The following is a 25634-nucleotide window of genomic DNA, read 5'->3' on the forward strand; positions in this document are numbered from 1 at the left end:
GCAGGTTTTTTATAAGATGTGTGGATGGAAAACAAACCCGATCTTCTGCAAGAAAATATTGATCTGCAAAAAATAGTTGCCGATAAAGACGATATTATTTCAGCGCAGGAAAAGTCCCTTCAAAGCAAAGAAAAACGCATTCGTATTCTTGAAGAATATATCCTCTCGCTTCAGCAAAAACAATTTGGCAGTTCCAGTGAAAAGCAGGAAGTGCTTCAAGCGGAGCTGGTCTTTACCGAAGCGGAGGATACCGCGGAAGCCGAAGCCCCTGAACAAGTGGATGCCTTTGCCGATGACACGGTTGTTGTAGCGGAGCATAAACGCAAGAAGAAACGTGCATCCATTCCCAAAGAGCTACATCGTATCGAGATTACCCACGATCTGCCTGAGGATCAAAAATGCTGTCCGCACGATGGATCGTTATTAAAACCCATCGGTTTTGAATCCCACGAACAATTAGACATTATCCCCGCCAGTGTTCGGGTGTTACATCACAAACGATTGAAATACGCCTGCCCCTGTTGCGAAAACTATCTTGTGACCGCAAAGAAACCCGCACAACCGATTGAAAAAAGTATCGCCTCACCCGGGCTGTTGGCCCATATTGCCACGCAAAAATATGTAGATGCCATGCCGCTGTATCGCCAGACGGACATTTTCAAACGTATTGGTGTGGAGATGGATCGCACTACACTCGCCAACTGGATGATCCGTTGTGGAAACCTGGTGCAGCCATTAATTAACTTGCTGCACGAAAGAATGTTGGAACAAACGATTCTTCATGCGGATGAAACGCGTGTGCAGGTGTTGAATGAAACCGGTCGTGCGGCTGAAACACAGAGTTTTATGTGGGTATTGCGCAGTACGCAACCCACGTGTGCAGCAGTGCTTTATCGCTACGAACCGACACGCAGTGGAAAAGTAATCACGGAATTGCTACGTGATTTTAATGGCGCACTCATGACCGATGGCTATGCAGCTTACAACGCACCTTGTGAAAAAAAGGGTATTACCCATTTAGCCTGTTGGGCACATGCGCGTCGCAAGTTTATCGAGGCACAAAAAATCCAGGCGAAGGGAAAAACCGGTAAAGCAGATCAAGCGATTGCGTTTATCCAGCAGCTCTATGGAATAGAAAAGGCGATTAAGGACAAAACGCCGGAAGAAAAATATCAACTGAGACAAACACAATCGCTGCCGGTGTTACAAAAAATAAAAGTCTGGTTGGATAAAGGCTTGGCACATTCACCGCCACAATCGTTGATTGGAAAGGCATTGCATTATTTGCATGAACAATGGCCGAAGCTGGTTCGCTATGTGGAATCGGGGGATTATCCGATTGATAACAATGCAGCGGAGAATGCAATCCGCCCGTTTGTGATTGGGCGAAAAAACTGGCTATTCTCCACAAGTCCCAAAGGGGCCACGGCGAGTGCAAATTTATACAGTGTGATTGAAACCGCCAAGGCCAATGGGCTGGAGCCTTATGGGTATTTAAAAACAATCTTCACTGAATTACCCAATGCGACAAGCCTCGAACAGATCGAGGCATTATTACCGTGGAATTACAAGGATGGGGTTAGTTAGGCGTTTACGAAATAAAAAACATCAGCAACAATAGACACCCGTGCATAAAAAAGCCTGCTCAGACTCACTGCTGTCCCATAGTTTGTAGATAAAAGAAAAGCCTGTTTTCCAAGTTGATACAATGTAAGTGCGACCAAACATTGGTAAAACAAAGGAAAACAGGCTTTGTCACATTCTAACACCGCATTTCATCAACTACTCAAACCTTTATCGAGACATGAATTTGAAGCGGAAGCTAAAAAGCATCATGTCGGCCAAAAATTGCGCTCGGCCACCCGCTGGGATCAATTTGTCGGCATGGCCATGTCGCAGCTCTCTGGCCGCCAAAGCTTGCGTGATATTCAATCCAATCTCGAAGCACAGCAGCATAAACTTTATCATCTCGGTGCCAAGCCAATAGCCCGTTCAACGTTGGCACGAATCAACGAAGTACAGCCCGCCGAACTCTACAAACACGTATTTGCTCGTCTGCTTCACCGCTGTAAATCCATGCAGGGCAAACACAAATTCCAGTTTAAAAATCCGCTGTACTCCCTTGATGCCAGCGCGATTGATTTATCGCTGTCGGTATTTCCCTGGGCGGCGCATCGAGATGACACAGCAAATGTAAAATTAAGTGTTGGCCTGAATCATGGCACCCAAGTGCCGGAGTTTGTCGCACTCAGTGATGGCCAGGAAAACGACATGATTGAGGGACGAAAATTTGATTTTCCCAAAGGCAGCATCGTTGCGTTTGATAAAGGCTACGTGGATTACCGCTGGTTTAAGTTATTGACAGATAAAGGAGTTTTCTTTGTAACCCGCTTGCGCGCCAAAGCCGTCTATCGCGTGGAAGAACGTCGCTATGCCGACAGCAGCAAAGGTATTATCAGTGATCAGGTCATTCAATTATCCAGCGCTCATGCGATCAAACGCGGCGCACCGAAGTTGCGTCGAATTGGCTATCGTGACGCAACAACCGGCAAATTCTATGAGTTTCTCACCAACAACTTTCAGCTGGCGGCGGCCACAATTGCAGCGATTTATAAGGATCGCTGGCAGGTGGAGTTGTTCTTCAAAGCGATCAAACAAAACCTGAAGATCAAAGCGTTTGTGGGCACTTCAAGAAATGCGGTGTTAACACAAATTTGGATTGCCATGATTACGTATCTATTGTTGGCATTTTCGCGTCACAGCACTAAAGCGGGATGGACAGTTCAACGGATCATGAGGGTAATTCAGTTAAATTTGTTTGAGCGTAGGAGTCTAAAAAGCATCCTGATACCGGACCCGCCGAATCATAAAAAAAGCGAGCCTCAAATGAGGCTCGCCTTATGAGTAGAACTATGGGACAGCAGTGGCTCAGACTTAGCTTTAAAAAACGCCATATTGTTCATGGCGTCTAGATTAAGTGGTTTAAATACAAGTTAAAAAATGGCTGATGTGTATGTTGATTATTTGTTAGGACTTTTGAAATAGCTTTTAGTTTAATAGTAATTATAGACTGAATCAGCAATAGAGGCTGACGCAAAATCACTAATCGTCTCTGATATTTAAGGACTTTAAGACAGGATAATTGGAAACCTTATCGTTGTCATGATCTAGGGATTGGGGATCTGTCACTTTTTGTTGATACCGCCGGAAACCATAAACAGAAGATATTAAAGTGCTTCTCTTTCTGTTACTCTTTAGCTCACATGAATTTATCAATCTACTGTAGGGCAGGTTTTTGGGAGGAGATTTGCTCTATGATGAGTACCATATGCATGATTTTGATGAATGAATAAGTAAGGCTAAAAATCAAAGAATCTAATTAACGCTTAAGGAGATCAAGTTTGCGTTCACCAAATACAATCATTTACTGCGTAATTATTATTTTTATAGGATCATTCTCTTTTTTCAGTGCTATTGCAAACGAGATTGAGTCACCTATGGAGACTTGGAGCAAAGCCAGAGCATCATCAGATTTTTCAGGTTCGGTTTTGATTGTCAAAGGTGATGACATTCTCTTTGAGAAAGGCTTTGGCCTGGCGGATAAAGAAAGCAATCAGCCCTTTACAGCAGATACTGTGGTTGATGTGCTTTCGTTAACCAAGCAATTTACGGCGGCAGCAATACTTAAACTTGAGGAGCAAGGTGTATTGTCTGTGAGCGATACACTGGATCGCTTTTTTGACAAAGTGCCAGAAGATAAAAAGAACATTACGCTTCACCACCTGCTAACCCATACCTCAGGACTGAAGGGAGACTATAAGTGGGATTATCGTAAAGTCACGCGTGAAGAGTTAGAGAAAAATGCCTTGAATTCGTGGCTTCACTCTGAGCCCGGAGAGAAATACCACTATTCCAATGTTGGCTACAGTTTACTGGGCATCATCATTGAAAAGGCCTCTGGTAAAGGTTATGAAGAATTTTTATATGAGCAGTTTTTCAAACCGGCAGGCATGAATCATACGGGATATATCAAACCGGAATGGGAGTCTAAAAATCTTGCTGTCGGTTACCGAAGTCGTGCTGTCACTTTCCGCGGCTGGCTGGCGCGCACGGCCTATTGGTTAGGTGCGAATGATCGATGGGGAACGCCTTTAGATCAATATTGGGCAAAAGATGGGCCATGGTGGAACCTTAGGGCAAACGGTGGCTTGCTCTCCACTTTGAATGACCTTCATCGCTGGCATCTGGCACTGGAAAACAATCTTGTCTTATCCGAGAAATCAAAAAGAAAGCTCTTTACTCCTCATGTTAATGCTGAGAGTCAATACTATGGCTACGGTTGGCATGTTGAGAAAAACAATGATGCCGAAACTGCCGCAATATATCACACAGGCGGTAATCCTTACTTTTTCTCTTTGTTTTATCGCGATATCAATAGTGACGTTTTACTATTATTTGTGACCAATGATTGGAACTCGGTAGACTCTGGATCGTTTTATGGATTAAGTGAGGCAATGGAGGCTGAATATTTTATTCAAAAATAGTTGGGTATGTACCACAACACAAAAAGCGCAGTAAGGCCTTCACCTTCGACAAAACCCAGGTTCCCTGGTTGATGACGGTTCCCGGGGGGGGATACCCGTGCTGGTGATGGTGTGTATTTCCTGCCCGGGTTGAGTTTGATTTCGATGTTTTCGCCAAGGACAATGCCCAGTTGCTGGCCAAGCGCGATGCAGAAAAGTCGATCCTGTTTGCCCCGGGCAACCGCCAGCAATTGGGTGTGTAGCGGCTGGCGATCAACGGTTTTAACGTGACGATGCGGCCTCTGGTTTACCAGGAGATAATTCGCAATTGGGAAATCCGCAGTGGTGGGCTGGGGCAGATCTCTTGTCGCAGGAAAGCCCTTTCCGCCTGCTGGGGATAGTGCTGTGCGCCGACCTGCGTGGTGGCACTGGCCCCTATGTCGGCGGTGATGCAGGTGAGGGCCGCGTTGTGTTTGCCCTGCACGATGGCAACTGCAATAACCGCAGCAAGACCATTATCCATGGGGTGCCGATCAGCGGTTGCGCCCAGATTCGCACCTGGGTGCAGAAATGGGTGGTGCTGTCCAGCTCGGCCAATGGGTATTCTGGCCGGTATTTCCATCCCTGATCTGCGCAATCCGGCGGTGATGCGCCATTTCAATGATCCGCCTGTTGGCAGGGCGTTCTTTTGAGACATAGGTTTAACGGGTGAAGCTGTTCATCACATTGTTGAAATTTTCGACTAAGCTGTGCCATAGCCTGTCGCCATAATTGGCGGTTTGATGGTAAACGCCTAACTAACCCCATCCTTGTAATTCCACGGTAATAATGCCTCGATCTGTTCGAGGCTTGTCGCATTGGGTAATTCAGTGAAGATTGTTTTTAAATACCCATAAGGCTCCAGCCCATTGGCCTTGGCGGTTTCAATCACACTGTATAAATTTGCACTCGCCGTGGCCCCTTTGGGACTTGTGGAGAATAGCCAGTTTTTTCGCCCAATCACAAACGGGCGGATTGCATTCTCCGCTGCATTGTTATCAATCGGATAATCCCCCGATTCCACATAGCGAACCAGCTTCGGCCATTGTTCATGCAAATAATGCAATGCCTTTCCAATCAACGATTGTGGCGGTGAATGTGCCAAGCCTTTATCCAACCAGACTTTTATTTTTTGTAACACCGGCAGCGATTGTGTTTGTCTCAGTTGATATTTTTCTTCCGGCGTTTTGTCCTTAATCGCCTTTTCTATTCCATAGAGCTGCTGGATAAACGCAATCGCTTGATCTGCTTTACCGGTTTTTCCCTTCGCCTGGATTTTTTGTGCCTCGATAAACTTGCGACGCGCATGTGCCCAACAGGCTAAATGGGTAATACCCTTTTTTTCACAAGGTGCGTTGTAAGCTGCATAGCCATCGGTCATGAGTGCGCCATTAAAATCACGTAGCAATTCCGTGATTACTTTTCCACTGCGTGTCGGTTCGTAGCGATAAAGCACTGCTGCACACGTGGGTTGCGTACTGCGCAATACCCACATAAAACTCTGTGTTTCAGCCGCACGACCGGTTTCATTCAACACCTGCACACGCGTTTCATCCGCATGAAGAATCGTTTGTTCCAACATTCTTTCGTGCAGCAAGTTAATTAATGGCTGCACCAGGTTTCCACAACGGATCATCCAGTTGGCGAGTGTAGTGCGATCCATCTCCACACCAATACGTTTGAAAATGTCCGTCTGGCGATACAGCGGCATGGCATCTACATATTTTTGCGTGGCAATATGGGCCAACAGCCCGGGTGAGGCGATACTTTTTTCAATCGGTTGTGCGGGTTTCTTTGCGGTCACAAGATAGTTTTCGCAACAGGGGCAGGCGTATTTCAATCGTTTGTGATGTAACACCCGAACACTGGCGGGGATAATGTCTAATTGTTCGTGGGATTCAAAACCGATGGGTTTTAATAACGATCCATCGTGCGGACAGCATTTTTGATCCTCAGGCAGATCGTGGGTAATCTCGATACGATGTAGCTCTTTGGGAATGGATGCACGTTTCTTCTTGCGTTTATGCTCCGCTACAACAACCGTGTCATCGGCAAAGGCATCCACTTGTTCAGGGGCTTCGGCTTCCGCGGTATCCTCCGCTTCGGTAAAGACCAGCTCCGCTTGAAGCACTTCCTGCTTTTCACTGGAACTGCCAAATTGTTTTTGCTGAAGCGAGAGGATGTATTCCTCAAGGAGGCGAATGCGCTTTTCTTTGGCGTGAAGGGATTGTTCTTTTTCTTGAAGGGATCTCTCATGCAATGAAATAATGTCGTCTTTATTCGCAACTATTTTTTGCAGTTCGATATTTTCTTGCACAAGGTCAGAAATATTTTTCATGGGTATATTTTATAAAACCCATGCACAGGTTGATAGCATTAACTGACAGAAAAGAAATATTTTTCAGTATGCGGTTGTAGCTTTTCGATATCCAATCCACGTAATAACCAATCGAACTGTTCATTGGTGAGGGATAACACGTCATCGCCCCGGCGTGGCCATTTGAATTTGTCTTTTTCCAGCCGCTTGTACCACAGACAAAACCCGGTTTTATCCCAGTAGAGGATTTTTATTTTATTGCGGGTGCGATTGCCAAACACAAACACGGATCGGGAAAATACCTCCAGTGCCATGGACTCCTGCACCAAGACACTCAACCCATTAATGGATTTGCGAAAATCCACCGGTTGCCGGTGTACGTATACCGGCACATCATCCCACTGGATCATGCCAACGCCCTGAGCAATTGGGCCAGCCACTGAGGTGGCGGTAGTGTGCCAAATTCAAGCTGGCCTACATGATGGCGAATGGTCAGTGATGCAGCCTTCACACCAGAAGCTTCGTGCGGTATTTTGGGCTTTACTTTTACACGAACAAAACCGGCTTCCTCTTTACTGGCCATCTTTGCCAATTGTTTGCGGCGCAAGCTGAAGTATTTGGGGCACAGCTCGTTCTGCTTACAAAAAACGGCTGCTGATACACCGCTGGCGTCGTGCTGCGCAAACAGTGCTCGCCATTGTTCTTCGTTACGTTTTTTCATAAGGCCTCCTGGTGAATTTAGGAAAAGTACCTTAGTAAAAAAACAATTAACTCGATAGATGGGGTTAGTTAGGCGCTTACTTTATTTCTGTGTATCAATAAGAAATCGTAATCTGCTGTGGAGCAGTAGCCACTATGGTTCCGCTTCCGACCGGGTTTTCTTCATAGAAAATGGCCGAACAGGTAAATGACGATGGGAAACTCGCAGCCACGTAATTGCTAATCCATTGTTTATCAGATGTTATTTCTGCCTGCACATCCTGGATAGCCTGGTTTAGAGCGAACTGATCAAGCAGATTCTCTATTTGTACTAACTGGGCACTTCTCACTGGTGGATTAGGAACCTGGATAGGTGGAACAAAAAATTGTGGGGCATATCCTAGGGCAAGATGTTGAAAATACGCGGCATTAATGAAATTCATAACAAGCTGGTAATTTGTCTGGGCCTGGTTATCCGTGTCCACCAGATTTTGGAATGCTTGATTCGTGTTATACAGATTTTGGTAAGACAACGAATAGAGCTGCCCACGTCGGTTGGCAATCATTTGCTGCATATTATGAGTTTGGTCGTACATCTGATGTAGTTCAGTAATAACAGGGCCAGGCGTATTGTATTGGGCGGTTACCTGGTAATCCGCCGCTTTATTGGCGGCTTGCGCAGCACCGGAATGACCAGCCCAATTTTTTACAGGCTTTTCTGCACCGTGTAGATGCTGAGAGTTAAAGGATCTGGAGCCGGGGGCCAGATTGGTAGCCTGGCCCTGGCCGCCCAGGTTGTCATTGAGCAGGTGTAACTGTACCCAGGGGTTACCACCGGTGAGATTTACCAGATTGGCCCATTGTGGAGGCCGGATACCGCCTACCCCCGAGCCATAAGCAGGGTTGTGAATACCGTTGCGTCCCCCCAGGAGGCCAGTATTGTTGGCGGACACACCACCATAGGCAGGGGCCTGCATGCCGGGCATCGCAGCATTGGTGGGTGCCTTGGCTGCATTAGGATTAAACGTACCGGATCGAGTAGCGAGTTGGATAATTTTCGCCATCTGTATGGTAGAACTGGGCGTGCTTAAACCACGTGAAGACTTTTGCGCAACCGCCTGTTGCCCCATGCTTTGGGCTCTCGCGCCCATGGTGTCTGCTTCCTGCTCCAGGTGTACATCATCATTGACCGGAATCCCGGCCTGAAGCTGGGTAGTGGGTTTCACGCGCCCCTGGGCTTGTTGTACAAGGTGCCAGGCCTCGTGAGGAAGGTGCTGCTCCTGGCCTGGCCCCAGATGGATATCGCTACCCTGGGCATAGGCATGAGCATTCAATTGGGCTGGCTTGGCAGAATTGTAGTGGACTTTGACATGGTCAAAACTCATACCTGAGAGGGATTCAACACCGGCTTTCAACTGGCTGGGCAAGCCAGTGTTATTGGCCACCTGAATTTGCGCCAGGGATTGGCCCCGACCAGATTTCATTTTCCCTTGCCAAGGCTCGTCATCCTCTTCAACACGCTGAATAATATTGGTCACATAACCGCTGGCTTTGCACTGAACCAGGGCAGATTCTTGCATTGAGGCATTATGAGCTTTTAATTGAGCCTCTTTGGCACTGGCGGCCATCAGGCTTTGCTGGGTCAACTGCGCAATGGCGGAGGGGCGATTATCTGTAAAGGCAGGTTGCGGGTGGTGCGTATTTGATACCTGCCGCCGGGATGTGGATTGCTGTGCCGTTGCGTAAGTGCTCATTGGTTATCCTTGGCTAGCGCTTGCAGAAAATCTTGTGTGAAATATAAACATCAAATGCAGCTGGCGCCAGTATATTTTTTGCCCTGGCCACCATTGTGGTTTTGTTTCAGGATTCGGCACCCATATTCAAAACCGATAATTCTCTTCTCTACAAGCTGATTGACCTCCGCCCAAAATCAGTCCCGGCGATTGCTAGAGAATTTGCCCTGGTTGTCCTGATAAAAAATGAAAAATTTTGCAATAACGCGTCTGGTCAGGATGAACATATCGAGGCCAGTCGCAGCAATGGCTTTGTCACCCTCAAAGTGATTACCTATCTCAATTGTGCACATATACCGGATCAACCGGAGCTTCGGGTTTGGAGCAATACTGCAACTCTGTCACTGTCAACAAGCTCACCATCCGGCATGGCTACTGCATGTCTCTGCGCGCATCGTATGGTATTCCAGATTTCAGACATACATGAAGGTGTTAAAACTATCTACTACGTCCAAAATGGAACAGTGCTTGGACATGTGGATACTCCCGAATAAATGACTACAAATAACCTTGCGCTTTACTCCATAAAAAAGCGCATCTACCAGCGTAAACAACCACTGGAAAATGCGCAGGGGGAGGGGAACATCATGCGGCCGATCCTGGCAGTGTGGGTCGGCCTTGTTAGTTAATCGCGCTAGAAAGCAATATCCAGGGAAACCCTGGCCAGACGCCCGGGTGCCGGGAAACCTATATCCGTGTGGTAATCGGCATCCGCCAGGTTTTCCAGGTTCAGGCCCAAACGGCTGTGGGGATTGAATTGCCAATAGGCGCTGGCATCCAGACGGTTGTAACTGTCGAGCGTCTGCTGCTGCCCTTGACCATCATGGAGACTGACGGCGAAGCGTTCATCGACATGCAGGTAATTCAGGTTGAATTGCCAGTCGGCGTTGGGCTGGTAATGCAGCGAACTGCCCAGGGTCGATTGGGGGCGTCCGAGCAGGTTGTTATCCGAAGACAGCATATCGATATCGGTATAGCTGCCCTGCACGCGCCAGTTGAGTTGGGTATTGACCTGCCAGTTGACGCTGGCCTCCGCGCCCGCAGTATCCACTCGCTCGCGGTTTACATTGCGGAAGGTGTCGCTGTCGAAATCGATCAGGTTGCGGTATTCCTGCTCAAACCAGGTGAGGTTGGCGGAGACAGCGCCATAAGCCCAATCAACGCCCAGTTCGCGGGATGTGGAGGTTTCCGGTTTCAGGTCCGCATTTCCCACCAGCGGATGGCCCAGGGCAGAAAAACTGGGCAGCTTGTAACCTTCACCGGCATTGGCAAAAAAGCTCCACTGGTCATTCAGGCGGTAGCGCACGCCTGCCTGGCTGCTGGTATTGGATGCGGCTGAATCGGGGTCATCGTAGCGGCTGCTGGCCTGGATCAATAAGCCGGGCAGCACATAACCATTGAGGTTGATAAATGCACTGTCGGTGCGCCGTGACAGGGAGAAATCTGCCGGCATCAGGAATCCGAAATCCAAATAGCCTTGGCTCTCACCTTTTTCTTTTTTGCTTTCCAGCCCCAGGTTGGCCCAATAACGTTGCTGGTCGCCCAGGGTATTTACCCAACTGACAGTCGTGCGGGTAAATTGGTTATCGGCGCCATTGGGTGGAACCGCGTTATAGGGCAGGATGCCGGGCGAATCATAATTTTCCTCGCGCTCGTACCAACCGGCACTGAGGCTGCTGCGCCAGAAATTATTGATGGCATAGCGCCAGGCAAGGGACGCCTGTTTATCCGTATATTCACTGGTATCCAATGCATGACTTTGCGCCAGCGCCGGGCCGCCGCTCTGCTCCGGGTAACTGGTGCGTTCACCATCAAAGTAACGCAGTGCCAGGTCGAGTTGATGGGCCTCGTTGCGCCAATCGAGTCGCGCATTCCATTCGCTGTTGCTGGCGGTGCTGCCGCGCACGGGTTCACCGGCATCACGGCTCTGGGCGCTCAGGCTGTAGCCCAGACTCCCCGCCTGACCGGTGGCGGCTATGCCACCGCTTTCATAACCCTTTTCCCCCAGGCGGGCATTAATACGCGTCAGGCGCTTTGCCGGTGCACGGGTGATGATGTGGATAACACCGGCCAGGGCATCGGAGCCGTAAATGGCCGATTGGGCGCCGCGGATAATTTCGATGCGCTCAATGGTTTCGATATTAATGCCATTCAAATCGAAGGCCCCGCCACGGGTATTGGTGGGGTCATTCAATTGCACCCCGTTGAGCAATACCAGTGTGTGGTTGGCTTCGGCACCGCGCAGGTTAATAGAGCTGATACCGCCGGGGCCGCCCTGCTCTTCCACCCAGAGGCTGGGAATCTGGCGCAGGGCATTAACCAGGCTATTGCCTCCCAGTTGCTGTAACTGTTGCTGGTTGATGACCGTCACCGATGCCGCCAGCTGCTCGCTACTGACCGGGCTATAGCTGCCGGTGACCATTAACTCCTCTACTGCCGGTGCCGCCACCACTTGGGCCAGGGGCGCACCGATCAGCAGTACGGCGAGAGGTACAGGTAACTTCATTTGCGTTTTCTGCCTTTCTATCAGTTATTTTTTTATGGTGATTACTTTTCAGGATTTCCGGTCGATGCTTATCCGTCCCGGCATCAGGCAATGACTCCACCGCGCCAATGGCTTTCCGGCAGGTTGGTAACGCCCATGAGTTTGGCGATATCGCCAAAGAGCTCATGGGTTCCCCAGACGCGATAACCATTGTTAATGCCATCACCACCGTAGATCACTCGACCCATTTGCAGGGAGCTACCTGCACCGCCTGCCAGGGTAACGGCACCGGCAGCACCACCGTGCTTGGAGCCATCACCCACCTCGGAGAACATCACCACCAGGGTGTCATCGAGGATGCCCTTGGCTTGCAGTTGCTCCAGGGTGTAGGCCAGCAGCGAGTGATACCAGCGCACCTGGGCGGTGTGGGGTACATCACCGGGGCGGTGGGATGCGTTATGGCTGGCAAATTCGTTGTACCAGCGGGTGATATTGCCCACCGTGCCGCCCGCCGGATCGGCTTTAATTCCCTGGGCGATAGCATCTTGTGACATCTGCCAGCATTCGTCGTAGGAGTAATTGACCAGGTTGCCGTTTTCATCGCCCTTGGACAGTTGCAGGGTCGCTACGCGGTGCAGACCACACGCAAAGGCGCCGACGATATTGTCGATCTGCGCACGGCATAGATGCGGGAACATCTGCCATTGGGTTGGCGACAGCTGGCCGGTGGAATAGGCATAGGGATCGGCCATGGGGTTGGGGTTGAAACCGCACTCCCCCACCTGGACACCGGTTTGGTCGCGCAGGCGAACCAAGGCGCTGGTGTGCAGGTCGATCTTGTCCTGGCGCGATTTTTCCAGGGCGGCATTAGCCAGGCTGTCGAAATCGCTCAGGATAGCGTCGTACATGCGACGCTTAAGATCCGAAACCTCGCCAGTACCGATTTTCAGTGCCAGCTTTTGTGCCACATCCGCCGGATCGTTATTGGGGATGGGGCGCTGGCTGGTGTTGACATTGCGCGGCTTGGAAATCATCGCATCGGCCTTGGGCCCCGTGCGCACGCCCAGGCTAAGCACACCTTCATCGCCCAGCCGCTCGGCAATCAGGTGATCGATACTGGCGCTGCCGTCACTGATCTGGTTATTACCGGTGAGGATGCCGCGCATATCGTTATAGTGAGCACCCGCGCCTGAGCCTATGTCCAGGTTGAGGTTTTTGAACACAATCATACGGTTGTGCCAATTCTTCAGTGGCCCCAGGCCAAAGCTGAGTTCATTGCCATTGGTGATGGTGCCGCTGTCCTGTACCGGGCCCCAGTTATAGGGCACAACCCCATTGGGGTAGTACAAAAACAACACCCGGCGCGCGCCTGCGGTTTGAGCCATCACACTCTGGCCCAGCATCTGCCCGGCAAAGGGCAGCAGCAGGCCAGCACGAGCCAGGTTCATCAGGAATTTGCGGCGTGAACGGTTATTCAAATGATTCATTGACGTTTCTCCTCAAGGGTTCAGCCACTTAGCGGCGCAGCACAAAGCTGTCAGCCTGGGTCAGGTCAATCAGCATGTCGCGCAGGCCGCCGCCATTGCGCAAATCGCTGCTGTAGCTGCGGATAATCGGCTCATCCGACAGGGTTTCCTTGCGTCCCACGGTGTAGCGATAGAACTGGCGTGAGAAGCAGGCTTCACCCTGGCCACTGCCTGCGATCAGGCCGGCCAGCTCAGTAATGGAGTTGTAGGCAATCGCGGCACTGTTGGGATCCAGCGTCGTTTCAGGCGAGTAGAGGCTCTTGATAGCACCGGTGGCATTGATCGCGCGGGTTTCACCATTACCCAGTGTCTCTACGGCACGGAAGAGCGCATTGCTGCCGAAACTTTCGAAACCGAAACCAACACCGTCGATGTACTGGTGGCAGGCCGCACACGCCGGGTTGCTGGTATGGCGCGCCGTGGCATCGCGGTTGCTGTCACCCGGCTCAAAGATCACGTTGAAATCAGCCGCTGCCGGCGGTGGGAACTCCTGGCACATCAGCACTTCGCGCACATACACGCCGCGCTTGATCGGCGCCGGGTTGATCGTGCTGGTGCGCGACGCCAGGAAGCTGCCGTGGCCGAGCAGACCGGCGCCGGCGCGAATATCGCTGGTGTTGTAGGGAGCCTGTACCCAGTTGCTGCCGGTCACACCGCTGATACCGTAGTGCTGTGCCAGCTCACCGTTAACCCAGGTGTAATTGGCCGTCAGCAAATCACCGTAGGGCTTGTTGGCCTTGATCGCCTCGATCACAAAGCGAACGGTTTCCTCTTTGAAAGCCTCCACCAGGGTCGTGCTGGAAATACCGGCAAAACCGTATTGGTTATTCACCAGCCAGCCGCCGGCAAAGCGACGCAGACCGCGCTCGGCACGCGCATCCGCCAGCAGGCGCTCAACCTGGGTAGCGATGTTGAAGTTACTGTTGGCGGCGGCATCAATCAGGGTATCGTCCGGTGCACTCACCCAGAAGGTGTACGCCAGCAGGGTCGCAATCTCATGGTTGGTCAGGCGGTAGAGACCGGTCGCCTGATCCAATACACCCAGTTCCGAGCGATACATGAAATGGGGCGAGAGCAATAGCGCCTGCACCAGGGTACGGCCACCGTCGGTGCTATCAAACAGCGATACATAGCGATTGACCTCGGCAGTCGCCAGCGGACGGCGGAATAGCTTTTTACCCACGCGCTCAACCACACAGGTGTTGTTGGAGCAGCCGCTCACCAAACCGGTAAAGCCCTTCTGGGTAATCGCGCGGTTGGCGATATCCGCAGCTACCATTTCATAACCGACGGTGCGATCGCTATCCACCTGCAGGAAGGAGGCGGTATCGAAGTTGCGGATACGGCCGTCAACCGGTACCGGCCCCATAACACTGGCAGGGAAGTCGATCGCAAAAATATCGCGCACCGAATTGAGGTATTCCTCGCGTGTCAACAGGCGCAGGTTGCGGCTATCCAGGCCCTGCTCACCCGCCGGACAATCGGTACACACCGGCGGCTCCCAGGCATTGGCCATGATCATGCTGGCAATGCCATAGGCACAATCCCCCGGTTGGGTACCGGTACATTGGCTGCTGTTGCCCATGGGCATGAAGTTGTCGATGTAATCCGCGAGCAACTCCAGGGTCCAGGCACTGCTGTCGTGCAGGCCATTCAAGGCATTGGAAACACCGCCGGTCCCCTTATCACCATGGCAACTGGCGCACTGGGCGGCATAGAGATCACGTGCTACCCCATGGTCATCACCACCGCTGCCAAATACCGCTTGCAGGGACAGGTTATGACCCGGAATCACCAGCTGCACCTCGGACACCGAAGGATCGGTAAAGATGTACGGCAGCCCATCGCCGGTCCATCCCATAAAGTGGGTGCCATAGGGCGCCTCGTCGGCAGTCACGGTCACCACTGTGCCTTCGGCAAAATCGCGCTCGTTATTGGGGGTAGTGCCGGCGATGACTGACAAGCGCGAGAGCGGACCGCCATTACCACCATCATTCCAGGGCTGCCAGGCACCGTTCACATAGCTGGACGAGGCGCTGATATTGCGCAGGTCCGGAGTCTGGGCACCGGCGCCATTGTTAAAGATGACGTTAATGCTGCCATTATTCAGGTACTGCGGATCAACCACATAAGACCACCAGCCATCACTACCGGTCAGTTGGATCCCCGGCCAGGCCTGCACGACCTGGTTGGTGCCATTCACCACAGTCCACAGGTAGATGTACACATTGTTCCAGTTGTTGGGATTGTTGAAACGCAGGGCCAATCCGGGAGTACTGCTGGTCAGTGTCAGGGTTGCGGTGAGCCCCTGATAGCTGGCCTCTACCACGGCCTCGCCATTGGCCAGGCGGGTCAACAAACCACTGCTGTTCACCGACGCCACATTGGCACCGCTCACCATGCGCCAGCTCACCTGGCCGTAGAGATTGGCTTCGGTACCATCGCTACGCACACCATAAGCCACCAATTGTTGGGTACTGGTGAGCTGGGTTGTCGCCGGAGCGATCTGAATGCTGGTAACAGGCGCTGCCGATGAGCTGGATGAACTGCTGGACGAGCCGGTTGCCGTCACGATCAATTGCACACTGGCGGTATAACCATCGGCCTGTGCAGTAATGGTGGTAGAGCCCGCACCAATACCTACCAGGCTTACCTGGGCACCACTGGCCTCCATTACCGAAATCACGCTGGGATCAGAGGATGACCAGGTAACATTTCCCGTTACCGCCGCCGTAAATTGGTTGTCATAGAGCGACTGGACGCTCAGGGTGACATTGGTATAAATCGGCAGGCTGGTTTTGTTGCTGGTCAGCGATATGCCCACTTGCTCGGCGTCCACCGCATCAATCCATTGCTGGAAGAGGGTCTCAGCCGCCGGGTTGGTATAGCGCGTACCCTTGGGCATGCGGTTGCTATCCGTGGTCTGGTAAATGTAGATCACACTCTCGGCGTGGCTGAAGGGTTTCAGGCGCAGGTTTTGGCCACTGGCGACATTCACCAGGCGCATTTGTGCCAGGGGGGTGTCATAACGCATATCCATAAAAGCACTGGAATGGCAGTGTGCACAGTTGGTATGCAGATAGGATTTGGCTCGCTCACCGACATCCGCACTCACATCATCCACCGCCGCGAACTTGCCATAACTGCCGGCGTTATTGATACCCGCTGTAAACAGGCCAATGTGATTGAACACGGTAAGCTGGTTATCCACCTGGCCCTGGTAATTGAAATTACCGTTCAACTGGCGCGTGTGAATGCCCAGGGGATCTTTACTGCCGCTACCCACATGGCAGGAACCGCAATCGGCGGCGGACATGACCGCGCGCTCGCGATTCACCACTCCGCCATCGCTAACGTTTGTCGTTTCACGCACCAGGTTTGCATCAGTGCCCGCGGTATTCCAATGGTAGTTAGCCGCTTGCCATCCCTCTTCCTGGCGGAAGAGTACTGAGGTTGTAAAGGGTTTTTGGGGATTGGTCGCCGTGGCGATGCTCATGTGTTTCACCAGCACCGTGCCCACAGGCAGATCCCACTTGTTGGTTGGATCAAAGCCGATATTTTTGTCATTAGGTAGCGCGATGAAATGACGCACGTGTGCACCATCAAACCAGCCCTGGGTATTGACCGAATACTCAAGAACACCATTCACAGGAATCAAATTCTGCAAATCCGCAAATAGACCGGTTGCAGACAGCTTCGCCGGAATTTGAACCGCGGCTGCCGCATCATCGACAACCCGATAAATAGTGGAGCGTCCACCGTATTCCACACCATAGGTGGATACCAGCAAATCTTCGCCACTTAAATCTGTACCAAAGGACGCAATATTTTCGGGGAAAGCCTCACTCACAATCGCTTTGGCTTCGCCATCGACAATGGACCAGATACGCTTGGTAACATAATCACCGAAAATAAAGCGGCCATTGAGTCCAGGCAATTGGTTACCGCGATAAACCACACCGCCAATAATGGAGAAACCGGTGGGGTGCGCATAGCCATCGCGGGGCGGTTCAAAATCTGTTGCACAGTTTTTAGTAGGTGCGCCACCAAGGTCACCGCGGTTAGTCAAGCCTTCACACACCGGCCAACCGTAGTTCTTACCCTTTTGGATCAGGTTAACTTCTTCGTAACCGGCCTGGCCCACTTCGGTTTGCCAAATGGTATAGGGGGTCTCGGTATCGAAAGACCAGCGCCAGGGATTGCGATGGCCATAGGACCAGATCTCACCGCGGAACGCCGGATTATTCACAAAGGGATTATCAGCCGGAATTTCGTAATACAAACCATTGACCGCTTGCGCCAGCGGTTTAATACGAATCATGGTGCCCAGCAGGTTACTGGTGATCTGTGCATTGTTATTGGTGCGCGGATCCTGCGGATAGGAAGTAATCGCACTGTGACCATAGGCACCGTCACCAATGTTGAGATACAGATAACCCTCTTCCGGGTGGAATTGCATCATGCCACCTTTGTGATCCGGACCCGGCTGGGGTACGCGCAAGAGCTCTACCTTGGAATTGGCAACCACACCGCTTGGGTTGAGTGGATTATTAACCGTCCAACGCTCCAGGATGCCATCACCAAAGGTACCATTTGCAGCACGCTCGTTATCGTCGGTGCCATGAATGTAATACACATAGAAATAGCCGTTGGCCGCAAAGTTGGGGTCAAAGGCAATACTCAACAAACCCTGCTCGTGGTAATTGCGCACCACATTATTAATATTCAGCAAGGTACGCACCTGACCGGTGGTCACATTGGGATCATTCGGGAAGACATAAACACTGCCAGGTTTATCCACCACGTAAATCAAATCATTAACACCATCGGCCAATACCTGTACCGGTGCCATAAATTGATCATCAAGATTGGGATAGGCTTTTTCAAAACGATAATTGCTACCGGATACATTACCGGTAATCGGGAATTTTAACGGGGCAGCCAGTAAGGGACGCGCCGCCAAACCGCGCGTGGGAGCCACAACATTCAGCACCAGGGTATCGGTCGACGTCTGGTTCAATTCATTGGTCAGCGTCAGGGTAACGGTGTAGCTACCGGCTTGTGCCAGCGATGGCGTAATCACTTGCGCACCGGTCAACGCACCAGCCCAGGCTGGACTGGTCCATGTTGCAGACACATACTCACCGCGCGAGGCAGCAGCAGACAATACCTGACGTGTATCCTTATTCACAGTGCGGTCTGCACCGGCATTGGCAACCAATTCACTCGGCGCACCGCATACATCAGGCGTCTGCCAGGTATTGTTACGATAACAGGTAAAGGGCACCACAAAGTTCAGGTTTGCAGTTTGCGGGGCACCGCGGTTATTAAATACAACACTACCGCTGGCAATGGCCGGATCGAAATCAAAGCTGTACCACTGGTTACCCAGATCACGCATGGTCTCACCTGGCCAGGTGGAACCGGCACGAGCAGGCAATATGTTGAAGAAATGAATAGAGGGATTGGTATATCCCAGGGAGTTATGGAAATAAATGCGGGTCTTCTGTGTTGCTACCGAGCTACTGGATGAACTGCTGGAAGAAATCGCTACCGAAGAACTGGACGAAGAAGAAACCACAACAGAGCTGGAGCTGCTGGAAACAACAGACGACGAACTACTGGATGAGCTGGGCACAACTGACGAACTGGAAGAGGATGATGAACTTTGTGTACCAACACTGAAACCACACTGAGCCAGGGTTTTCCAGGTGCCGCCCTGGTAACAGGCATTGGGGGCCGTAAACTGTAAATCGCCTGTCTGCGGATTGCCGTTATTACTGAATTTCACGCCCATCGTGGTTGGCATGGCACCGGTCAATCGACTGGCAAAATCAAAACAATAAAAACTGCCACGTTGGGTCATGGCAGCACCCGGCCAGGCGGGATAGGAAGTAATGGAGCCCGATGGTGATGCATTCCAGAAATAAATATAGGGATTGGCGTAACCCGCGGCGTTGTCGTAACACAGGGTGGTAGACGTTACCGACAATGTCGAAGACTGGCTGCTGCTCGATACCACCACTACTGAACTGGAGCTGGAACTGGAACTTGCAGGCACAGACGAGCTTGAACTGGAAACACTTGATGAACTGGCAGCGCTTGAGGATGTGGACGATGAAGCAAAACCACAAGCACTCAGGTTTTTCCACACACCGGACTCATAGCAACCCAGGCCGGAAGAATACGTCAAATCTGCTGTTTGCTGGCTGCCATTGCTACTGAAAATAATACGCAAGCTGGTCGGCATAGTGCCATTAGCCAACTCCGCAGTTACGTCATAACAATAAAACTGGCCGCGCTTGGTCATAGCTTTTCCAGGCCAGGCAGGCAACGGCGTTACTGAGCCGGCCGGTGCCGGGTTCCAGAAATAAATATAAGGGTTAGCGTGATTGTTCGTATTGTTGTAACAAATGCTGTTAGCCGAAATCGTGATTGGCAGCTTGGCGGCTACCACTGCCTTGGTGTTGTCATTAAAGGTGATGTGGTAATCACCATCGCCACCGGCAATAAGGTAATCCGTTGTTGGATAAGCCTCATTCCAGTTATTGCTGTAGCGACTGATCTTGAAGCGCGGATTGGTCCCCGAAAAACTTTGCTGGGTTTCCCACAGTCCGGTACTGGAATTTTTCACCATCGCCGTAGCTGCCCAATTATTGGGCGTACCACGGAAATGGGCTTCCGGCCAATTTTGCGCCTGCGCCAAGGCTGCCACACCTATCAGCAACACGGCGACCAACCATTGCATGCGCTTGCCCAGGGCAGGAAGCAAGTGCGCAGCAGTCCGATACAAGGCAACACCTTGAGACAGCATGGAGAACATAGTCTTTTCCTGTTTCCGCACCCACGTGCCCGACAGATCAATGTCAGCACTGGGTATCGTTGTTATGTCAGCTACCCGGTTTATCGGAAAAACGCTGCATCCATCACCGTGTACACGCCCCCATCGATGTACAAAGCACTACAACCTTCAGCGGTAATTTTCCCGATAGTGTTTTTTGTTATTGCCAAACCGTTTTATTTTTATTGCTTGTTGTGGCCATGCTGACAACGCCATGATAGGAACACAAACAGCTTCACCAGGCCACACAAACGGCAGGCAAAAACGAACCCGTAACGCGAAAAAATGCGCTAAGTAGGTATCACTGTCTTCCTGAGTTTTACGCCAAGGCTGGAATGGCTCGCACGGTCACATTGTGCTTTTCAAGCGTCTTTTTTTACTAACAACTACAAGTTATTGGTTATTGTGTTTACACGGGTAGATTAGGATTTGATGCACAGAAAAAAGTTTTTTCATCATCAATAGAAATACTTTTGCCTGTACCGTCTCAGAGTAGATTAACCACCACTTGCATGCAAGATGAATACGTATGCAACAACATGCGTCAAAAAACGTCATCCACCCGATGGGAAAACACGCCATTAACCGGTGAACAGGAGAAACAAAAAAGGAAAACAGTGAGGACTTTGGTAACAGCGGCGGTATGCCACACTGGCATACCGCAAGTGAAACATCAGGGAAGGCTACAGGGTTTTATAACAACCATTGTTGTAGCTGGAATATTGGTAAGCTCAAGGACACTATGGCCATCTGCCAACGATAGTTGTTGATTATTCACCAGCCAACAGCGGGTATTTTCACCGTAAAACCGAATCCGATAATTGCGCTTTTTTATCGCCCCCTTATAGTCCCCAAGACTTTCATAAATTCTCAGTTCCCTGGCAGCATGGTTGAATGCAAAAGAGGTGACCTGCTGCTCACCGCGCAGATAGGCCATACTGGTATCGTCGTCCTCAATAATCCGTGCATTAGCATTTGCCCCAACATACACATCCAGCAGCAACACCGTTTTATCCTGGAAAGCTGTCGATAGCGCACGCTGGTAACGCGGAATAATCGCTCCCTGCTTAACATACAGTGGCAACTTGCCGGGGGTTACCCCCAGTTCCAGCTCGGCCTCACCGACGATGGCCTGATCGCTCTGCCAGGCATACCAGTTACCCGGCGGCAGCCACAGGTTTTTTGTGCCGGTATTATCCACAACCGGCGCAACCAGCAAGCTATCCCCCCACAGGTATTGCAAATCAAATTGCCAGGCTTTTTCATGCTGCGGATAATCCAGCAACAATGGGCGCGCGATAGGGAGGCCCGTTGCTGCTGCCTGATGCGCTGCGGTATAGAGATAAGGCATTAATTCATAGCGCAATTGTGCGAAATAGTGGGCAGTCGCTTGCGCGCCAGCAGACCGGTCCAAAGGCCAGCGCGATTGGCCCATACCATGAGGCTTCCATATCGGAGAAAAACTACCAAAGGCCATAGCCCACTGCTGGTACAAGTCTTCATCCGGGCCGTGTGCAGCATTCCAATCATAAAAGCCGCCAGCATCATGCCCCCAGAAGGGAAACCCGGACAGCCCCGCCAATTGCATGGCGCGAACCTGATCTTGCATGTCCCCATAGTTGGGATAAATATCGCCGGTCCATAAGGTCGCATAACGCTGTGCCCCTGCTGTCATACCGCGCACCCACACAAATGGACGTTTTTCTTTTAACGCTGATTGATCCCATCCCTCTTGTACCAAGGCTTTAGCGATCAGGAAAAACCAGTAGTTGCGCATTTCAGCCCATGTGCTGCCATTGGCGAGACGCGTGGCACCATCAGCCGCTCCCATCTCATCAAACTCATCAATCCAAAGCGCATCACCGGGAAAACCCAACGCCGGATCCAGTGACTGCTGATAAAAAATTTGCCAAAACCAGTGGCGAAACTCCGGGTTGGTAAGGTCCGGTGCACTGGTATTAAATTCAATATTCCCGATAGGCGGTACATTAAAACCGGCTTGCCAACCCTCACTGTATTGCGCAATACAGCGATTGATATCCAGGGTCATAATTAATCCTTCGGATACCAGCCAATCGGCATAGGCACGCGGATCAGGGTAGCGCTCCCTATCCCAGGCCATACGCGATTCGCAGCGTTTTCCACCACCTGCACGCCAGCGGTTATCATTAATAACATGATCCAGGGGAAATCCCGCAGCGCGGTGCTGCCGGATTTTTTCCCGCCACCAGTTTTCGTCTGAAGGTGTCGCCGTCGTATGGTCATGGCCCTTATCGGAAAGCTGCAAGCCAAATACGGCTCTGGCAGGCAAGCGGGGACGTCCGGTTAACTGGGTATAGCTATCCAACACCTGGCGCAATTCCGGCCCTGCGATAAAAAAATAATCCAGCCGCGCTCGCTCGCCAGGATTGGCCAAGCCCAGGGAATATTCATTTCCATCGCCAAAGCTGAACTCGTTATCAAAGGTGCTATTGAGAAAAACACCATAACCTTTGCTGGATAAATAAAAGGGAACAATCAACGGCGCCTGCTGAATAGGTTCACGGCCATAATTACGCTTTATACGTTTGCCGCGTAAATCAAGGCTGGAGTCACGTCCGTAGAATCCATGACCCAGCCCACTGAAGTGTTCTTTGGAATCCAGCAGAAAATGTAATCGGATTTGCTGTGTATCCCATTGGGTAGAAAGCTCCTGCAATACCGGATGCCCTTGTTGCACAAAACTGACGACCAGGGTTTGCTTATCAATACGAACCTGAAATTCAGGATTATCCGGGTGCTGTAATACCCAAAACGCTTTACTATCCTGCAAGATAAATTCACGAGGCCAAGCATGGCTCTCGACCATTTCATACTGATTATCCGGTAAAAAATGCTCATTAGCGCGAACGCGCTGTACCCGCACTATCCGTTCGCCATAGGGCGTAACTCGCAGCGACGCTCCATCGGCGGATTGCACCAGCCATGAACCATTCTCCAACACAGGAGCTCCCGGACCTGCCGGTTGGCAACCCAACAAACAAAAAAACAATCCATAAATCATCAGGCGCATAGACAACTCACACTTTATTGTTATCAATAAAAATTCAACACGAATAGTTAATTTGTGGGATTGCAAGTTAACTCGGCGAAACAGTCCGTAGAGTGACCAACATAGGTATCAGAGAGTAACTAACATAGACATGACGAATGATTAACTTGCAGGACAGCAAGTTAACACAGCGAAGCTGCCCGCAGGGTGAGCCACAGGGATGTGGCGAATGAATACGTATGCAAATTATTCAAACCACAAATTCACACCTACCATCAGGCTTCTGCCCTGGGCGGGTTCAAACGCGCGGCTATTGCTTTGGTTGACAATGACGGAGCCAACATAGTTTTCATCGCTGGCATTGGCGAGCTTTAACCACCAGTGCAGCGAATTATCGGCCAATGCCCTGTACCCCTCTACCCCCATGTCAATGCGATAAAATCCTGGAGCGAAGGACGTGTTGCTATCACTGCTGGCAATGCGACTTCGCTTATGCAGGCCAAGGCTGAATATGAGTTGTCGATTGGCGAGCGGATGATAATGGATATCCCATTGATACTGTTCAGCAGCAACACCTGGCAACTGATGGCCAACCAATTCTGCACGACTGTAATAGGCATCCATAACCTGGGCATTGATTTGCATGCGCCAGTGGGAATTCAGATTCCAGTGCCCGGATAATTCCACCCCCTCTCGTTGCGTACCCGCTGCATTGCGATAACTGGTTCGTCCACCGATAGATTGGTCGACAACCAGTTCATCCTGTGTATCAATCGCAAAGGCTGTCAGAGTAAGTTCCCCCACTGTATTGCCGACACGAACACCGGCCTCCTGCTGGCGAATACGTGCGGCATCCAATGCAATGTTTAAACCCGGGCCTTCATTGCGATATGCCATTTCCGTTAGGGTTGGCGTTTCAAACCCGCCACCCGCCGAAAAAAAGAATGACCAGTTTTTACCTGATTGGTATCGCCCACCCATTGCATAAGACTGATCGCGATAATCGCGTGCACCAGAATCATCAGGATTATTAACGTTGATAAAATAATCCTTTACCGAAAAATCCACACGACTGCGACGTAAACCGGCATACACATCCAATGCGCTATTCCATTGCCACTGGAGCACTGCAAACGCATCGCTGGATTCCACTTCACCCGATTCATCGCGACGCAAGTCACCGGCAATACCCTGGTTATTCACATACCCGCGCCGGCGATCATCCATGTACGCCCAATCTGCCCCCAGGGTGATGTTTAGTGGCCGGTGCCAGAATAAAAAATCGCGTCCCAGATTGATACTGGCTCCGCCAAAGTCCCGCGCTAAATCAACAACACCACCACTGCTATTGAGTGCCGCGCCACTAAAGCCGAGATATTGCGTTATGTCGCGTACGCCGGTCCAGGCAGCAGCTTGCCAACGCCAATCATCCTGTTCCTGGCGCAATGACACACTGGTTTGACGATGGTCGACGCGCTTGTGGGTATTGAATTGTTCCGCCAGAGGATTGGCCTGGTAGGGGTCGTTTTGCCATTGCTCTGGTGTTAGTCCCAGGGGATCTTGCAGCAAGGGATCCTGGGTGTGCGCATGTTTAAGGTTGATTTGCAGGGTATCGGTCAGGGTATAAAAAACCTGTGCATTCCACTGCTGTCGCTCGGCATAAGCATGAGGCCTTGCACCCAATTGCTCCATGGCAGCAACGCCCAGGCTAGCAGCAAGTCCATCAATATTTCCCTCCAGGTTAAGGCTTTGACGGCGCAGTCCTTCCTGGCCACCGCTTAAACCTATACGGGCGCGATGCTGTGTGGGAATGGCGGAACTCAAAGCAATAACACCACCGGCGCCACTACCGTAGAGTCCAGCCAGCGGCCCACGAATGACGTCGACATAGGCGACCTGATCCAACATGACCGAGGACAACTGCCCTTGCCCATCGGCCTGGCTCATGGGCACACCATCCAGCAACAGATCAACACCGCGAACCCCAAAGGCGGAACGGGCGCCAAAGCCGCGCAGGCTGATGCGCGCGTCCTGTGCCAGATTGGTTCGATTATCGACCTGCACACCGGGCAATCCCTGTAACCAATCGGCCACTTCCGCACCAGGGCCAGGTAAAAGATCCTGAGTACTCCTGGTCACCAGATTGACCGACAGTGCTGATGGGACTGTTGGCTTTGCCGTAACCACCAGCGTTTCCAACACCTGTCCCGATGAAGCCCAGGCGAGTGAGGGCAATAACAAGCCCGCACCCAACAACAAATGAAATAAAGGGAAGGAATAAACAGGCACATTCACTGGCAGCAACTCCGATGCAGTACTCGGGGCAATTGTCGCCAATCGGTAATCCCCTGGTCACGTGAACATACGTAGTTTTACATTT

14 protein-coding genes are annotated in these 25634 nt (G+C 51.2%); 5 read left to right on the top strand and 9 right to left on the bottom strand.

Translation table 11 applies throughout. The features are described 5' to 3' along the window. Positions 1-24 precede the first annotated feature (24 nt). From tnpC (CJA_RS13770) to CJA_RS13785, 4 genes are all read left to right on the top strand, one after another. Entirely contained in the window at positions 25-1587 is a 1563-nt protein-coding gene (gene tnpC, locus CJA_RS13770; protein ID WP_049765376.1) for an IS66 family transposase, read from the top strand. Positions 1588-1752: 165 nt separating this feature from the next. Continuing rightward, positions 1753-2904, top strand: coding sequence for an IS4-like element ISCja2 family transposase (locus CJA_RS13775; protein ID WP_012485938.1), 1152 nt, complete (start codon positions 1753-1755; stop codon positions 2902-2904). A 497-nt stretch (positions 2905-3401) separates the two neighbouring features. Then, complete coding sequence (locus CJA_RS13780; RefSeq protein WP_012488445.1) at positions 3402-4544, top strand: serine hydrolase domain-containing protein; 1143 nt, start codon at positions 3402-3404, stop codon at positions 4542-4544. Positions 4545-4851: 307 nt separating this feature from the next. After that, positions 4852-5151, top strand: coding sequence for a hypothetical protein (locus CJA_RS13785; protein WP_012488447.1), 300 nt, complete (start codon positions 4852-4854; stop codon positions 5149-5151). Between the two features lie 165 nt (positions 5152-5316). On the opposite strand, the gene tnpC (CJA_RS13790) is transcribed toward CJA_RS13785, so the two are convergent. The 4 genes from tnpC (CJA_RS13790) to CJA_RS19130 form a co-directional block, all read right to left on the bottom strand. Further along, complete coding sequence (tnpC, locus tag CJA_RS13790) at positions 5317-6900, bottom strand: IS66 family transposase (RefSeq protein WP_012486949.1); 1584 nt, start codon at positions 6898-6900, stop codon at positions 5317-5319. Between the two features lie 38 nt (positions 6901-6938). Then, positions 6939-7289: an IS66 family insertion sequence element accessory protein TnpB gene (gene tnpB / locus CJA_RS13795; RefSeq protein WP_012486948.1), complete on the bottom strand. Its 351-nt coding sequence runs from the start codon at positions 7287-7289 to the stop codon at positions 6939-6941. Beyond that, a complete protein-coding gene (tnpA, locus tag CJA_RS18745) occupies positions 7286-7600 on the bottom strand; it encodes an IS66 family insertion sequence element accessory protein TnpA (RefSeq protein WP_012485813.1) in 315 nt (104 codons plus the stop codon). Before tnpA ends, tnpB begins: the two co-directional genes overlap by 4 nt. A 94-nt stretch (positions 7601-7694) precedes the next feature. Continuing rightward, a complete protein-coding gene (locus CJA_RS19130) occupies positions 7695-9332 on the bottom strand; it encodes an eCIS core domain-containing protein (RefSeq protein WP_012488449.1) in 1638 nt (545 codons plus the stop codon). Positions 9333-9427: 95 nt separating this feature from the next. Here CJA_RS19130 and CJA_RS13810 point away from each other — a divergent pair, with 95 nt between their 5' ends. Further along, a complete protein-coding gene (locus CJA_RS13810; protein WP_012488450.1) occupies positions 9428-9865 on the top strand; it encodes a hypothetical protein in 438 nt (145 codons plus the stop codon). 140 nt (positions 9866-10005) lie between these two features. On the opposite strand, the gene CJA_RS13815 is transcribed toward CJA_RS13810, so the two are convergent. From CJA_RS13815 to CJA_RS13835, 5 genes are all read right to left on the bottom strand, one after another. Next, positions 10006-11877 (bottom strand): TonB-dependent receptor plug domain-containing protein, encoded by a 1872-nt coding sequence (locus tag CJA_RS13815; RefSeq protein ID WP_012488451.1) that lies wholly within the window; start codon positions 11875-11877, stop codon positions 10006-10008. An 83-nt stretch (positions 11878-11960) separates the two neighbouring features. Next, entirely contained in the window at positions 11961-13343 is a 1383-nt protein-coding gene (locus tag CJA_RS13820) for a DUF1552 domain-containing protein (RefSeq protein WP_012488452.1), read from the bottom strand. A 28-nt stretch (positions 13344-13371) separates the two neighbouring features. Continuing rightward, positions 13372-20205, bottom strand: coding sequence for a starch-binding protein (locus tag CJA_RS13825; protein ID WP_012488453.1), 6834 nt, complete (start codon positions 20203-20205; stop codon positions 13372-13374). A 691-nt stretch (positions 20206-20896) separates the two neighbouring features. Beyond that, positions 20897-23206, bottom strand: a complete 2310-nt coding sequence (locus tag CJA_RS13830) for a glycoside hydrolase family 31 protein (protein ID WP_158304070.1) — start codon at positions 23204-23206, stop codon at positions 20897-20899. A gap of 294 nt (positions 23207-23500) precedes the next feature. After that, the gene (locus CJA_RS13835; RefSeq protein ID WP_238526773.1) at positions 23501-25591 is read right to left on the bottom strand and encodes a TonB-dependent receptor family protein; all 2091 of its coding nucleotides are present in this window, start codon (positions 25589-25591) and stop codon (positions 23501-23503) included. Between the last annotated feature and the right edge of the window lie 43 nt (positions 25592-25634).

The organism is Cellvibrio japonicus Ueda107, from assembly GCF_000019225.1.
GTDB classification, from domain to species: Bacteria; Pseudomonadota; Gammaproteobacteria; order Pseudomonadales; family Cellvibrionaceae; genus Cellvibrio; species Cellvibrio japonicus.

What these genes read in the sequence shown, in the direction of transcription:
- tnpC (WP_049765376.1), top strand. Translation starts at nt 25, where the DNA reads ATGGAAAACAAACCCGATCTTCTGCAAGAAAATATTGATCTGCAAAAA.
- tnpC (WP_012486949.1), bottom strand. Translation starts at nt 6,900, where the DNA reads ATGAAAAATATTTCTGACCTTGTGCAAGAAAATATCGAACTGCAAAAA.
- tnpB (WP_012486948.1), bottom strand. Translation starts at nt 7,289, where the DNA reads ATGATCCAGTGGGATGATGTGCCGGTATACGTACACCGGCAACCGGTG.
- tnpA (WP_012485813.1), bottom strand. Translation starts at nt 7,600, where the DNA reads ATGAAAAAACGTAACGAAGAACAATGGCGAGCACTGTTTGCGCAGCAC.
- CJA_RS19130 (WP_012488449.1), bottom strand. Translation starts at nt 9,332, where the DNA reads ATGAGCACTTACGCAACGGCACAGCAATCCACATCCCGGCGGCAGGTA.
- CJA_RS13815 (WP_012488451.1), bottom strand. Translation starts at nt 11,877, where the DNA reads ATGAAGTTACCTGTACCTCTCGCCGTACTGCTGATCGGTGCGCCCCTG.
- CJA_RS13820 (WP_012488452.1), bottom strand. Translation starts at nt 13,343, where the DNA reads ATGAATCATTTGAATAACCGTTCACGCCGCAAATTCCTGATGAACCTG.
- CJA_RS13825 (WP_012488453.1), bottom strand. Translation starts at nt 20,205, where the DNA reads ATGTTCTCCATGCTGTCTCAAGGTGTTGCCTTGTATCGGACTGCTGCG.